Here is a 15143-nt window from a genome sequence, read left to right on the forward strand (position 1 = left end):
TACTTAATAGCAGATTTCGGCATATCCTTGAAAAACCCAATTACCATTGGGAGATAGAACAAGTCATATAACATTGGTAATCAGAAAACGGCCAATGTTTCCGTCTCTATGAAAACCCCATATTACTCCAGCCATGGGGTTTTCTTTTTATACATTACGGCTTATAACTTTCCGTTCTTGATCTCATCCACTACAGCAGGGTCCAGCAGGGTAGAAGTATCGCCCAGTTTATCCGTTTCGCCTTCCGCAATCTTACGCAGTATTCTCCGCATGATCTTACCGCTTCTTGTCTTGGGCAGGCCACTTACAAACTGGATCTTATCCGGCTTGGCAATGGGACCTATAATACGGGAAACAGTTTGTGTAATATCCTGCCTGGTTAACTTATCATCCTGCTTACTGCCCTGGAAGATCACAAAGGCGTAAATACCCTGCCCTTTAATATCGTGGGGATAGCCTACTACGGCACTTTCCACTACGCCCGTATGCATGTTGATGGCATTCTCCACTTCCGCGGTACCGATGCGGTGACCACTCACGTTGAGCACATCATCCACCCGGCCGGTTATGCGATAATTGCCCTGTTCATCACGCAGGCAGCCATCGCCCGTAAAGTATAAATTATCGTAGGTAGCAAAATAGTTCTGGCGGCAACGCTCATGATCACCATAGGTGGTGCGCAACATGCCTGGCCAGGGGAATTTAATACAAAGGTTACCACTCACGCCATTGCCTGTTACTTCCTTGCCATTCTCATCTACCAGGATGGGTTGTACACCCGGCAGCGGTAGGGTGGCAAAAGAGGGCTTGGCAGGTGTAACGCCAGCCATATTAGAGATCAGCATACCCCCGGTTTCTGTTTGCCACCAGGTATCTACAATGGGGCATTTCTTTTTACCGATATGCTCATCATACCAATGCCAGGCTTCTTCATTGATCGGCTCACCCACGGTGCCCAGTACTTTTAAGGAGCTGAGGTCATGCTTCTCTACCGGCCCCAGTCCAAAGCCCATCAGGCTACGGATAGCGGTAGGCGCTGTATAAAGGATATTTACTTTATACTTATCTACAATATCCCAGAAGCGGCCGGCATCAGGCCAGGTAGGCACCCCTTCAAACATCAGCGTTGTAGCGCCCGCACTCAAAGGCCCATACACAATATAGCTATGCCCGGTGATCCAACCGATATCTGCCGTACAGAAATACACATCACCCGGCTGGTACTGGAATACGTTTACAAAAGAATAATTGGTATAGATCATGTACCCGCCACAGGTATGCACTACCCCTTTGGGTTTGCCGGTGGAGCCGGAAGTGTACAGGATAAACAACATGTCTTCCGCATCCATCACTTCGGCCGGACAATCGGGATTGCCCTGTGTTTCCACCTTCCTTACTTCATCTTCCCACCACACATCACGACCCTTGATCATGGATACCGCTGTACGGGTGCGGGTTAAAACGATCACCCGCTTTACAAAGGGGCATTGTACCAGGGCATCATCAATAACGCTCTTTAGCGGGATGTCCTTATTGCCGCGGTAAGCGCCATCACTGGTAACTACATACTCCGCTTTCGCATCCTGCAAGCGGTCGGCAATGCTTTGGGCGCTGAAGCCGCCGAATACTACGGAATGAATAGCACCTATCCGGGCGCAGGCCAGTATGGCAATAGCCAGCTCGGGTACCATCCCCATATAAATACAAACACGATCGCCCTTGCGGACTCCATTATTTTTAAGCACATTGGCAAACTGCACTACCTTATTATACAGTTCGCGGTAAGTGAGTACACGGTGATATTCCTCCGGATCATTGGGCTCCCAGATAATGGCCGGCTTGTTACCAAGCTTTTCCAGGTGGCGGTCAATACAATTCTCCGTAATATTCAATTGGGCTCCGCTGAACCATTTGATCGTGGGCTTCTTAAAATCCCATTCCAGTACTTTATCCCAGGGCTTGTGCCATTGGAAATGGGAGGCGATATCACCCCAGAATGCTTCGGGATCATCAACACTCTTCTTATAGGCTGCCTGATATTGTTCTGCTGATCTGATCTGGTAAGGATATGACATAAACGGGTCGTTTACCTTGTTGTTTTGGACGCTAAAAATACAACAGTTTGAATTTGAAAATGTGTTGAGTTGAAAATTTGAAAATTATTTATCTGTATACCTGTGTCTCGTTTTATAGCCGTTGGATACCAATTAACCCTATCCGCTACAGTAAACTCCGCTAAATTAATCGACTATTTCAACCAATAGTATTACCACATTTTCAAAACTTGTCGCGCCTTGCGGGATTATCAAATTTTCAAATTATCTTCCCAGCATGAATAAAACGACTGCTGCCCCGGCGGCAATAATCCGTCAGGTCATCATTGCATCCTCCGTAGGTACCATGATTGAATGGTATGACTTCTACATCTTCGGGATGCTTGCCAAAACCATCAGTACACAATTCTTTCCGGAGGGCAATGCTACAGCCGCCCTGCTCAGTACCCTGGCTATCTTTGCCGCAGGGTTTATCGTTCGTCCCTTTGGGGCCCTGGTCTTTGGCCGCCTGGGCGACCTGATAGGCCGTAAGTACACCTTCCTGCTCACCCTTATATTAATGGGAGGCTCTACCTTCCTCATCGGCCTGGTGCCCGGCTATAAAAGCATCGGTATGGCTGCTCCCTTGCTGGTATTGACACTGAGATTGGTTCAGGGCCTGGCCTTAGGTGGTGAATACGGCGGCGCGGCAACTTATGTAGCAGAATTTTCTCCTCCCAATAAACGGGGCTATTATACCAGTTGGATACAAACCACCGCTACCCTGGGCTTATTCGTTGCACTGGGCGTAATCATGCTGGTAAAGCTCAATATGACCGATGAGCAGTTCAATGCTCCCTGGGGCGGCTGGCGCTATCCGTTCTGGGTGTCCATCTTCCTCGTGATCGTTTCCATTTATATACGGATGAAAATGGAAGAATCGCCTTTGTTCAGCAAACTGAAAAAGGAAGGCAAAACTTCTACCAACCCGCTGAAAGAAAGCTTCCGGCATAAGGCTAATTTTAAAATGGTACTGCTGGCGCTGTTTGGCGCAGTGATGGGGCAGGGCGTTATCTGGTATACCGGCCAGTTCTATGCCCAAAGTTTCCTGGAAACAAAATGCAGTATGGGCTTTGAGCAAAGCCGTACCATCATGTTATGGGCCATCGCTTTTGCCACCCCGTTCTTCCTGCTCTTTGGCTGGCTGAGTGACAGGATCGGCCGGAAATGGATCATGCTGGGAGGGATGTTGCTGGGTGTACTATTATACCGGCCTATCTTCACTACCTTCTTAAAAGATACCGATATCAAAGAATGGCAAAAAACGCAGAACACCATTCTTAAGAAAGAGACAAGTGTATCCGTGCATAAAACAGATTCTGTATGGCAGGTAACTACCCAATACGAAACGCCTGATGGTGCCAAATTTACCAAGACCGTAACAGATACATTAACAGCAGCAAGGCCTGTAATGTACCAGGCGACGGAGACCCCTAAAAATACCGTGTACAGCAATAAAGAGGTCAATGGCACCACTTATATTAAATTCATTTTCCTGGTATGGATAATGATCGTACTGGTAACCATGGTATATGGTCCCATTGCCGCTTTCCTGGTAGAAATGTTCCCCACCAAAATACGTTATACCTCCATGAGCCTGCCCTACCATATCGGCAATGGCGTATTTGGCGGACTGGTCCCTTTCATCGGTTTATTATTGACCACTACCTATCCCAAAGATCCGCTGGTAGGTCTTTGGTATCCCATTGGTATTGCCGCCCTGTGCTTCATCATCGGCAGTATTTACCTCAATAACAGAATTGATAAAGACGTAACTGATTAAACGCGTTTGTATGAATACAACAAAGAAATTATTAGGCATCGTATGGCTGTTGCTGGCGCCCGTGGTCATTTACTTTTTACTGCAGGGTGCTATTACCCATATTGATCCCGCAGGAAAGAAAGACATTAACAACCCGGTAATATGGGTGATCATTATTACCATCTTCACACCTATTGCCATTGGCCTGATGATCTTTGGCTACTATGCATGGAAGGGAGAATATGAACACCTGCCGGAGAACTCGGAAGAAGTATAAATGGACGGGCTGACAAATGGACGGCTGGCCCTCGATTTGCAAACATCTAAAGAATAAACTAATATGTCTCCGGTGGCCCTGTTCCGGGTCTTTTGGCAGTCATAAGCAGCCAAAATAGCTTCCATACGTTAGTTTAGCCGCGTATCATTTAATTGTTAAAAAAACCCAAACGCGCTAACATTTCGCCGGTTTGGGGGTTATATTTGTGTTGTCAGTAAATTGATTATGAAGCAGGCAAGCAAAAAATATCAAGCATCAACAAGCTGGAAAATCTTTCCGGCCATTGGCATGATGTTGTTATTGCTCCTGCTTACCAGCATGAACTTCTTTATCTATTCTTCCCCTGAGTCGCCCATCAAAACCTGCTGGTCGGCCAGTAATGAAGAAGAATCACCCGAAACAAACAATCCCTGCTCCCCTGCGGGGCCGGATGAAAAATCTCCTAACAAGCCTGTTTCTGTCAATGAAGAATACATTCATGAAGGGCCAGACCTGGACCATCCCTTTTGGATAGATCCGCTTTTCGCCCATAAAATTCATGAAGCAGAGAAACTACAGATCGTTCACTTCGAACTTATCACACCGCCTCCCAAAGCGTAGTCCCTCCCCTGCTTGTCATACGATTATACGTTTCCGTCAATTTTATTTTATTAACCCCTTTCCGGTAACCGGGAAAGGTATTGGTTGTCGATGCAATTGGTAAAATCGCATTCAATGCGGCTTATACCATCGTTCCGACACACAAATCGCATCTCATTTTCTCTAAATTATTATTATGGTGAAAAAGCCTGCAAGCTATTTACGTTCTCTTGGGTCTGATCTGCCCGCTTCAGTGGTGGTATTCCTGGTAGCGCTCCCGCTCTGTTTGGGTATTGCGATAGGATCTGGCGCGCCTCCATTTTCCGGCCTGATTGCCGGTATTGTGGGTGGTATTGTAATTGGCGCTTTAAGTGGTTCACAATTAAGTGTGAGCGGTCCGGCCGCCGGCCTCACTACTATCGTATTGGCAGCTATTACCGATCTCAAGGTATATGAGGCATTCCTGGTAGCCGTGGTATTGGCCGGTATTATCCAGATTATATTGGGCTATCTGAAAGCCGGCGTATTGGGTGATTACATTCCCAATGCTGCTATTAAAGGGATGCTGGCCGCAATTGGTCTTATCCTGATCCTGAAACAAATACCACACCTGGTAGGTGATGAAGCCGATTTCCAGGGGGATGAATCTTTCAAGCAACGGGGTGGCGGCAATACATTCACCCATTTGATCCATGCCTTTAAGAATATGCTGCCTGTGGCATTGGCCATTGGCCTTGTTTCACTGGCCATCATGATCGTATGGGAAAAGATATCCAAAAAATCGAAAGTGCTGCAGCTTATACCCTCTGCAATGATAGTCGTTGTAGTGAGCGTCCTGATCAATGAATGGCTTAAAGCCAGCAGGCCCGATCTGGCATTGCAGGCAGCACACCTGGTTGATATACCTAAAGCCAGCACACCGAAAGAGTTCTTTTCCTTCTTTACCCATCCCGATTTCAGTCACCTGGGCAATATAACTGTATGGACCGCCGCATTCACTATTGCCATCATTGCCAGCCTGGAAACATTGCTGAATATTGAGGCATCGGATGAGCTGGACCCTTATAAGCGGGTTACCCCTACCAACCGGGAGTTGAAAGCTCAGGGCGTAGGTAACCTTGTGTCCGGCCTTATCGGCGGATTGCCCATTACGTCAGTGGTGGTACGTACCTCCGCCAACGTGAATGCCGGCGCCAAAACAAAAACATCAGCTATTTCCCATGGCGTCCTGTTACTGCTATGTGTGGCCCTGATACCGGGATTATTAAACCTTATCCCCTTCTCGGCACTGGCTGCTGTATTGATCTATACCGGTTACAAGCTTACCAAACCTGCCCTGTATATCAAATATTACCAAAAAGGCCTGGATCAGTTCCTGCCATTTGTAATTACCGTTATAGCCATCCTGCTTACCGATCTGCTGGTAGGTATCCTTATCGGCTGTTGCGCAGGATTGATCTTCGTATTCCGCAGCAATTTCAAATCGGCTGTATTTGTGGTCAATGATGACAATAAATACCTCTTCCGCCTGCGGAAAGATGTATCCTTCCTCAATAAGCCGATCGTTAAGAGAAAGCTGGAAGAAGTACCTGCCGACTCTTATGTACTGATAGACGCCACGAGGGCTGATTTTATTGATAAGGACGTGATCGAAGTAATAGAAGATTTCCAGAAACATGCTCCTTTAAAGAACATTAAAGTAGAGCTGAAGAAAAGCGTATATAAAGAACAGGGGTTCTCTATCGCTTCTCCCAACAATCTTGTATTATCCAAAAACTAATTACCATGCACTCATTTGAAAAATTGCTCCTTCAAAATAAGGCCTGGGTCTATGAAACCCAGTTGGACGATCCGGGTTATTTCGACCGCCTGTCCAAAGGCCAGTGCCCGGAATTCCTATGGATTGGTTGCAGCGACAGCCGGGTGCCGGCCAATGAAGTCACCGGCACACTGCCCGGTGAAATATTTGTGCACCGCAATATTGCCAACCTGGTGGTGGAAGATGATACCAATTTACTGAGCGTACTGGAATATGCTGTTATGTACCTGAAAGTAAGACATGTAATTGTTTGCGGCCACTATGGCTGCGGAGGCATTAAAGCAGCCCTGAGCAACGACAGCTTTGGCCTGCTGGATAAATGGCTTATCAATATCAAAAATACCTACGAGGAAAACCGGCCGGCTATCGACAGCATTGACGATCCGGAAGAAAAAGCCAACCTGCTGGCCGAATTCAGTGTACGCCAACAGGTGATCAACCTGTCTAAGACCGATACCATCCGCCGCGCCTGGGAAAAGGGCAACAAGCCACATATCCACGGCTGGATCTATGGTTTAAAAGATGGCCTGCTGAACACGGTATACGATATCGCAGCGCCGATAAAAGAGTCCGCTTACGTTATGCTGTAATGTCAATGTAAATAAATCCGGCGAGTGGTAAATGGCGAGTGGCGAGTAGTAAGCACTCGCTACTCGCCATTTACCACTCGCTATTTATTACTCACTGTTTCACGCCCGGGTATTTGCTGGTAACCAGTAACTCATAGTCATCCCGTGCTTTCAGTTTTTTAATAAGCTGGTGCAGCTCTGCCGAATCATTGGAATCGTCATACACCTGGTCATGTGCCAGTACTACCAGGTGCTCCGGTATCCTGGTCTTGTTCCCGGCAAACAGGCTGTCTATCTGCAACAACAGCTCGTCCGACTTATTCTTCAGCGTAAAGCTTTTATGGTCATAATGCCATTCCAGGTCCCAGCCTATAATGGTAAATCCTGCCTGCTGCAGGGAATCTGCCGCTGCTGCACTTTTCTTCAGATCGGTATAGCTAAGGGTGTCTACCCGCCAGATATTCCGTCCTGGTGTACGGCTGATGGTATTGGTAAGGTCGAGGCTGTCATGGCAACGCTTAAAATCATTCACTACCGAATCCGGTTGCTCGTAAAACTTGTTGTAACGGTTGTTCCAGGCATGGGTATGGCTGTGGTTACACAGCTCAATAGATGCCGCTACGCGCAGGCTATCCCAGGTAGCGCGCTGGGAAGTGCTGGCAAATACGTGCTCGCCAATGAGAAAGAAAGTAACAGGTACCTGTTCCTGTTGTACAATGCCTAATACTTTGCGGGTACCCTTATTGGGCCCGTCATCAAACGTAAGATAGATCTTCTTCTTTTTCTTCTTACGTACCGGTGGCGTTGTTTCCTTTGCCACGGCAATGGTTGTTTGTTTTTTAATGGGAAGATTGTCATCAGTGCTTCTACGGGTTGTTTTGGCGCAGGCCATCAGTACCAGCAAAAGGAGAAGCGGGCGGTAGGACAAAAAGGTAGTGGGACCACCTTCGTCGTTGTTCGTTTCCATACTTGTTTAGGGGAAATTTTATTACTGTGAATTTATAATAACAGAGGGCCGGAATGCAAATAGTTTTGGTTAAAGATTGTTTAAATACAGCGGGTGAATTATCTTAAATTTACAGTTACAACATTTCCCATGAGCCGAAAAGAAGAAGTATTGCAGGAGGTGGTGATCAAGTTTGCCGGCGATTCCGGCGATGGCATGCAATTGACAGGCAGTCAGTTCACCAACAATACCGCTTTGCTGGGTATTGACCTGGCCACTTTCCCGGATTTTCCTGCAGAGATCCGCGCCCCGCAGGGCACCCTGCCCGGCGTAAGCGGCTACCAGCTACGCTTCTCCAGCGACCGCATTTTTACGCCCGGCGATGAATGTGATGTACTCGTAGCCATGAATGCCGCTGCGCTCAAAACCAACCTTAAATCGCTGAAAAAAGGCGGTAAGATCATTGCCAATACCGACGGGTTCGATACCAAGAACCTGCGCCTGGCCAATTATCCCGATGGCATCAATCCATTGGAAGATGGCAGCCTGGACAATTACGAGGTCATTAAAATGGATGTGACCAGGATGACCCGTGAAGCCCTGAAAGAGTTCACCATGGGCACCAAGGAAAAGGACCGCGCCAAGAACATGTTTGTACTCGGTTTCTTATACTGGATGTATAACCGGGATATGGACAATACGATCCGGTTCTTTAAAGATAAATTCGGTAAGAAGCCGGAAATAATGGAAAGCAATATCCGTGTATTGCAGGCAGGTTATAATTTCGGCGATACTACCGAAACCTTTACGACCACCTTCCGCGTGGAGAAAGCCAAAATGGACCCCGGTGTATACCGTTCCATCATGGGCAACCAGGCATTGGCCTATGGGCTGATCGCTGCTTCCCAAAAAAGCGGACTGCCGCTTTATCTCGGTTCTTATCCCATTACACCGGCATCAGACATCCTGCATGAGCTGAGCAGGCACAAAGCCTTTGGCGTAAAGACCTTCCAGGCAGAAGATGAAATTGCTGCCATTACATCCGCCATTGGCGCTTCCTATGGCGGCTCCCTTGGCGTTACCACTACCTCTGGCCCCGGCATGGCCTTAAAAGCAGAAGCCATGGGCCTGGCCGTCATGATGGAGATCCCGCTGCTGATCTGTAATATCCAGCGCGGAGGCCCTTCCACCGGCCTGCCTACCAAAACAGAGCAAAGCGACCTGCTGCAATCCTATTATGGCCGCAATGGCGAATGCCCCATGCCCATTGTATCGGCCTCCACGCCCAGTGATTGCTTCGCGGCCGTTTATGAAGCAGTACGCATAGCGATACAACACATGACACCGGTTATCTTCCTCAGTGATGGTTACATCGCCAATGGAGCAGAGCCTTGGCGTTTTCCGAAGAGTGAAGACCTGGTTCCTATAGAAGTAAAATTCAAAACCGACCTGGGGCATGGGGAAGATAAATTCCAGCCCTACCTGCGCGATGAGAAGCTGGTACGCCCCTGGGCCATCCCCGGCACACCCGGATTGGAACACCGCATCGGCGGACTGGAAAAGCAAAACATCACCGGCAATGTCAGCTATGAGCCGGAGAACCACCAATTGATGGTAAAGATCAGGCAGGAAAAGGTAGACAAGATCGCCGATCATATTCCTGAACAAAAGCTGGACAGCGGCCCTGAAAAAGGAAAGCTGCTGGTACTGGGCTGGGGTAGCACCTATGGGGCCATCAAGAGCGCCGTGGGAGAACTACAGGCCGAAGGATATGCGGTAAGCCATGCCCACCTCAGGCACCTCCGTCCCTTCCCCAAAAACCTGGGAGATATCCTACAATGCTTTGAGCAGGTGTTAATCCCGGAGATCAATAACGGACAACTTATTAAAATCATCCGTGACCAATACTTTGTAGATGCCAAAGGCTATAACAAGATCATGGGCATACCCATTACCAAGACCGAACTGGTGATGAAGCTGCGGGAAATGCTGGGATCGATAAATTAAAGCGGTTAAGAAGTCTGCACATTCTGCTCAGAGAACAGAAAAGCAATGGCAAAGGCCAGTATGGCCAGTATTAACCCAAACATGAAGATATTGTAGCTGATACGGAGGTATTTGTATTTACGCGCCAGTACCACGCCCAGGAAATAGATATCCTTCACCATGCTGCTGTTCAGGTAATCCCGGTCGTTCATCATTTCCTTCATGGCCCAGTCGTACTCGGGCAATGACATATTGTAAAAATTACCAAAGAACAGCAGGTTCACCTTTTTATTCTTTATATCCTCTTCGGTGAAAGTTCCCTTTGTAATGTTGGGGCGCGTAGCCAGGATGGCATATACAATAGCACTCAGGCATACCAATAACAGGATAATGGTAGGCACAATATATTCGGGATAGAATTGCAGTTTACCCAGTAATACCGATACCATGATTGACATCACAATGGTATTGACAGAGATCATGATATTGGCCTTGCTGTCGGCCATCTGGCTCAGGTTCACATGGTTTTCCGACATGATGCGGAACATGGTGGCAATACCCCGCTCGGTACGGTCGGCCTTCATTTTTTCTTGTTTTGCTTTCCCTTCATTTGTCTTCCCTTCGTTATCCGGGGCTACTGTCTCCGCCGGCTTAACCGGTAATATTTTATTGGCCTGGACCGGCATTCCCTCCTGGGGATCATCTTCTTTGGCCAATAGTTCCTGCAGGTGTTGCTGCTTTATGGGTTGCAGGTTCTTACGGGCATAGTCGGTAAAATACCGGTGCTGCTGGAGGAACTGTATATTTCTTTGCCGCCATTCTTTCTTGCCTAACTTTTTATCGAACAGGGTGTTTAATTCTTTACGCAGCAGCTTGTTCTTTTCGTCAAACTGGTCAGTACCCAGGTGGAAGAGGTCGGCATCGCAAAGTATCTGCTCGGTAAGGTTGGTAGGGCATTGTGGCCATTGGGTGGCCATAATACAGTTGCCTACCTTTTCAATAACAGCAGGCTCCACCTGGTGTTGCTGCAGGAAATCAGTAGCTATTTCCTTACTGACTGTTTCGTGCCAACGGGCATTGCCACTGGAATAACCGGTATCATGGAACCAGGCAGCCAGCAATAAGATCTGCCGGTCTTCTTCCGGCAAAAGGTAGTAATCCGCCAGTAAGGTAGCAGCTCTTGCTACCTCCTGCGTATGATCAATATTGTGGAACAGGAAGGAGGGGCTTACGCGGGTGGCAAAGAAATGGACCACAAAACGCTCTGCTTCCTGCAGTAAAGATTGACTGTCCATGGACATACCGATGTTACTTTAGCTGACTAAATTAAGCAATAAAAGATTGTATATTTAGAAGAATTAATCGGCAACTTTGCACCTTAACGGCATTGGGCTTATGAAAGTTATGAACGCTGCAATATTATTGTACATATTACTGGTTTTGTCCTTCACCGGCTGCAGCCGGCAAGGGAAGTCTTTTGTTCCATCCATTCCGGGTTATCATACCGATACCCGGCAAACGATTGTATTGGACAAGGAGCTATTGGAAATATCCGGTATGTATTACCTGCCCGATACCAGGATTGCCGCCATTAATGACGAGGATGGAAAGATATTCCTGATCAACAGCTCCACCGGAGATTTTACGGTGACCAAGTTCGGCCGGAAAAGAGATTATGAAGATGTGGTAGTCGTAGACAGCTTTTATTATGTACTGGAAAGTAATGGCAATATTCACCGGGTACCTGTAGCAATGGCCAATACAGAAGAAGAGTTTGAATTTCCCCGGGAAAAGAAAATTGAGTTTGAAAGCCTGTACTATGATCCCAACCTCAAACAACTGGTACTGGTATCCAAAGAACAGCGGGAAACCAAAAAAGGAATCATCACCTATACCTTCTCTCCCGACAGTCTGCAGTTTTCCGACGACATCTTATATGAAATACGCCGTAAGGAGATCCATGAGCACCTGAAGGATAATAATGCTGAGTTCAAATCTTCCGCAGCGGCTATTCACCCGGTGCTTAATAAGCTCTTTCTGGTAGCTTCTGTGGGTAAGGCCATGCTGCAATGCAGCCTGGATGGGAAAATAGAAGGCGCCTGGCAACTAAACCCCGTTCAATTCCCGCAACCGGAAGGACTGACCTTTGCTCCTAATGGCGATATGTTTATTTCCAATGAAGGGGCAGATGGAAAAGCTACCATTTTGAAATTCCCTTATACGCCTGGCAAATAAAACAGCAAGCACACGCATTTATATTTTTTTCGATGCCCCTTTAACAGCACATCACTGATTAAAAATCAGCGATCTGTCAAAGTTGACGCAGCTTAATTTCACATAAATAAGACCTTCACACCCGTGAACATCCGTAACGAAGCATACAACAAAGCATTTGGCGCCAACCTGAAAAGATTGAGAACTGCCAAAAAACTCTCGCGCGAAGCGCTGGCCGCCCAGGCGGGTATTGAACCCAAACAAGTTTACCGAATTGAAGTAGGGGAAAGCAGCCCAACCATTGCTACGGTGGTCACCATCGCCACTGCAATGGGCATGCATCCCAAGAAGATGTTTGAATTTGACTTTGACTTCAAGAACAGTCAGTAATCAGTGGGGGAACAATGAAATTATCCCGGCCATGTTCAATAGCCGGGATGTATTGATATGTTAATTGGTGAGACTCGCCGGTTTCTTCTCTTCCTTCTTTACTTCAGGATCTTCTTCCTCGAGATTAATGGCTACACGCAGCCCCTTTAAACCGCTTACACCCTGCAGTTCTTCCAGGTCAAACTTCTGCACCTCTCCTTTCAATAATCCCTGGTTTTGCAGGAACTCAATGTATTCGAGGTATTCCTGCGCTTCCTGCGGCTGTGAATAAACAATCGCGATGGAACCAGGCTGCGTAAGCCGTTCATTGGAATCTTTCACATGCACCTTATCAATCCGCTTCTTGATAATTTCATAGCGGATATTGTAAGCGCCATCCACATCAAACTTACGTTCTGCTGTGCGGAAACTGATGGAGATAGGATGACTGTGCGCCAGGATAAGCTGACTGGTTTGCAGGCGCAGCGGCAATTCCTTTTCCAGCCGGTGGGTAAGGCGGGCGGCTTTTGCCAGCGTACTCAGCTGCCAGATCTTGAGGTTCTTCAGGTAAAAGAAATCGAACTTTTTATCCGGACTGATAGACTGGCCGATGTAAATATTGAAATCAACCCCATCGGTTACAAAACGCTCAAAGTAATGGGGGAATATTTTCTGTGCTGCTTCCTGCTCCCGGTCAATGAACCGCGCTACTGCATTATTAATAGTAGTAATACTGTCCTCATACTCTCTCCGGTGATGGTACACCATTTCCACGGGAGAATCAATGGCCGTGAAATAGCGGTTGATCTCTTTGTTGAGAGAGGGCAATATGGACTGCAGGTGTTTGAACAGGTTGATCAGTTCCACTTTCAGGAATTGCAGAATGGCAATCTCTTCATCCGCAAACAATATATTGGATACTGAATGGGTATACTTCTGCAGTTTGAAAGAGGTTTCATCCAGCAGGGGGAAGGGATGCTCTTTCCGGGCCAGTTGAATGATCTCTTTGGCCAGGTTCAATTGCTCCAGCAAGTCAAGCTGGATCGCATTGTTCCGCTCTACCGATGAGTTCCGGATATCGATCGCCCCGTACATAGGATATACGCCCTGGAATACGATGGGCTCAATCTTTACCTGCTCACCCTTGCTCTTCCTGGTAAGGTACCGCAATGCTTCTTCTGTAAACCGCCACTCAACGGCATCCTGTACAGCAGTAAACTGGTCTTTGATAACCCGGTCAACCTGGTGGTCCAGGTTTTCCTGGCTCTTTTCCATGGCCAGCTTAAACAAGGGGATGGCCGGTTCTATTTTAGCAATATGCGACGCGTTAAATGTGCCGGGTGTTTCACTTACGATCAGCAACACGCCCAGCATATCATGGTTATCTGCAAACAAGGGGCAGATAATTGCGCTTTTATAACCCAGCTCAGCCAACATGGTCATGAATGGGTAACGGATCACCGCTTCATCATTGATGTGCTGGATCAGCAATGGCTGTTCCGTATTTTTAAAGGCTTTCACCACGGCCTGATATACATATTGCAACTGTTCGGGCGAGGGATCTTTCTTCGCAGTCTCAGGAATACTGCTGTATATTTCAGAAAGCACCAGGTGATTGTTCACCCGGAAGAAAGGTTTAACGGCTGTATGAACGCCCGACAAACCAATCAGGTTTTGCACCTGTGTCTGCAATTCAGCAAACACATTGGCATCGGAAAAAGTATGCAGGTCAAGCAGGCGGTTACGGATAATATTCAATACTTCCCGTTCCGTAACGTCGCGCAGACGCAGGATCACCATGCCTTCAAATTCAAACAGGTGCAAGGGTAATAGTTCCTGCAGGGTTGCCAAAGGCATCAGGTCGGTTACTGCATGGCAGTGAGCCCCGCAATCAAAAGACAGTTGGGGCAGATCCCCTTTAATGCGCACATCAATAAACCGGGAATCCAGTTCCAGCTCTGTATAAGTATCAAGGCCGGTATGCGGGCATTTAACGCCATATACACTGGTCATAACGCCATTATTGATATTGGCGTTAAAAAACCGGTTCAGGATCATCTGATAGGCCCCTGTTATCTTCTCCTCATTGATCCTGTCTTCAGTTTCACAATCGGGCATCGTGATCTTCTGTCCCGTTGCATCCATGAATTCCTCCTGCATCCTGCGGGAAGCATAAAACATCTGGAACTGAAAAGGTACTGAGCTGCCGTACAGGTCCTCCTTATCTGAGAGGGTAACAGGGAATACCGTTGACATCAATTGTTCGATCAGGGCCTTGTGCTTATCAAGCAGTTCAAGATCGCGGATAGGTTCCAGTAATTCGGAATGCTGGTATACTTTATCCAGCAATTCTTTATACCACTGTCCCACGCCTTCTCTTCCTTCCTTGACCGTTTTTTCCAATGCTCTGATCAGCGGCCTGAAGGACAGGCTGGAGTTAATACTAGTGGTATGTGTAGAAGTTTTGTTCATGTAAAATATCTTTTGTTTTTCTGGCTATATAAGGGTAGACGGTTGACCGGGTTGGAT

Annotated in this window: 12 protein-coding genes; 8 read left to right on the top strand and 4 right to left on the bottom strand. The window is 47.3% G+C overall.

All coding sequences use genetic code 11. The annotated features are described in order from the left end of the window. Positions 1–161: 161 nt before the first annotated feature. Complete coding sequence (gene acs / locus HB364_RS03745; RefSeq protein WP_208419843.1) at positions 162–2075, bottom strand: acetate--CoA ligase; 1914 nt, start codon at positions 2073–2075, stop codon at positions 162–164. A gap of 256 nt (positions 2076–2331) precedes the next feature. Between acs and HB364_RS03750 the strand changes: the two genes are divergently transcribed. From HB364_RS03750 to HB364_RS03770, 5 genes are all read left to right on the top strand, one after another. Then, on the top strand, positions 2332–3876 hold the full coding sequence (locus HB364_RS03750) for an MFS transporter (protein WP_167286547.1): 1545 nt from the start codon (positions 2332–2334) through the stop codon (positions 3874–3876). Between the two features lie 10 nt (positions 3877–3886). Next, entirely contained in the window at positions 3887–4132 is a 246-nt protein-coding gene (locus HB364_RS03755) for a DUF6814 family protein (protein ID WP_167286548.1), read from the top strand. Between the two features lie 288 nt (positions 4133–4420). Continuing rightward, positions 4421–4732, top strand: coding sequence for a hypothetical protein (locus tag HB364_RS03760; RefSeq protein WP_167286549.1), 312 nt, complete (start codon positions 4421–4423; stop codon positions 4730–4732). Positions 4733–4907: 175 nt separating this feature from the next. Further along, a complete protein-coding gene (locus HB364_RS03765; RefSeq protein WP_167286550.1) occupies positions 4908–6491 on the top strand; it encodes a SulP family inorganic anion transporter in 1584 nt (527 codons plus the stop codon). A 5-nt stretch (positions 6492–6496) separates the two neighbouring features. Next, positions 6497–7120: a carbonic anhydrase gene (locus HB364_RS03770; protein WP_167286551.1), complete on the top strand. Its 624-nt coding sequence runs from the start codon at positions 6497–6499 to the stop codon at positions 7118–7120. Between the two features lie 91 nt (positions 7121–7211). On the opposite strand, the gene HB364_RS03775 is transcribed toward HB364_RS03770, so the two are convergent. Further along, complete coding sequence (locus HB364_RS03775; protein ID WP_167286552.1) at positions 7212–8066, bottom strand: polysaccharide deacetylase family protein; 855 nt, start codon at positions 8064–8066, stop codon at positions 7212–7214. 129 nt (positions 8067–8195) lie between these two features. On the opposite strand from HB364_RS03775, the gene HB364_RS03780 reads away from it, so the two are divergent. After that, a complete protein-coding gene (locus tag HB364_RS03780) occupies positions 8196–10052 on the top strand; it encodes a 2-oxoacid:acceptor oxidoreductase subunit alpha (RefSeq protein WP_167286553.1) in 1857 nt (618 codons plus the stop codon). Between the two features lie 5 nt (positions 10053–10057). Here HB364_RS03780 and HB364_RS03785 read toward each other — a convergent pair whose 3' ends face one another. Next, on the bottom strand, positions 10058–11326 hold the full coding sequence (locus HB364_RS03785; RefSeq protein ID WP_167286554.1) for a Pycsar system effector family protein: 1269 nt from the start codon (positions 11324–11326) through the stop codon (positions 10058–10060). 100 nt (positions 11327–11426) lie between these two features. On the opposite strand from HB364_RS03785, the gene HB364_RS03790 reads away from it, so the two are divergent. Beyond that, positions 11427–12266, top strand: coding sequence for a hypothetical protein (locus HB364_RS03790; protein ID WP_167286555.1), 840 nt, complete (start codon positions 11427–11429; stop codon positions 12264–12266). Positions 12267–12389: 123 nt separating this feature from the next. Continuing rightward, on the top strand, positions 12390–12635 hold the full coding sequence (locus HB364_RS03795) for a helix-turn-helix domain-containing protein (protein WP_167286556.1): 246 nt from the start codon (positions 12390–12392) through the stop codon (positions 12633–12635). A 60-nt stretch (positions 12636–12695) separates the two neighbouring features. Here the strand turns inward: HB364_RS03795 and HB364_RS03800 are convergent, their stop codons facing one another. Next, positions 12696–15086: a hypothetical protein gene (locus tag HB364_RS03800; protein WP_167286557.1), complete on the bottom strand. Its 2391-nt coding sequence runs from the start codon at positions 15084–15086 to the stop codon at positions 12696–12698. Between the last annotated feature and the right edge of the window lie 57 nt (positions 15087–15143).

The sequence above is a fragment of the Paraflavitalea devenefica genome, from assembly GCF_011759375.1.
Taxonomy (GTDB): domain Bacteria; phylum Bacteroidota; class Bacteroidia; order Chitinophagales; family Chitinophagaceae; genus Paraflavitalea; species Paraflavitalea devenefica.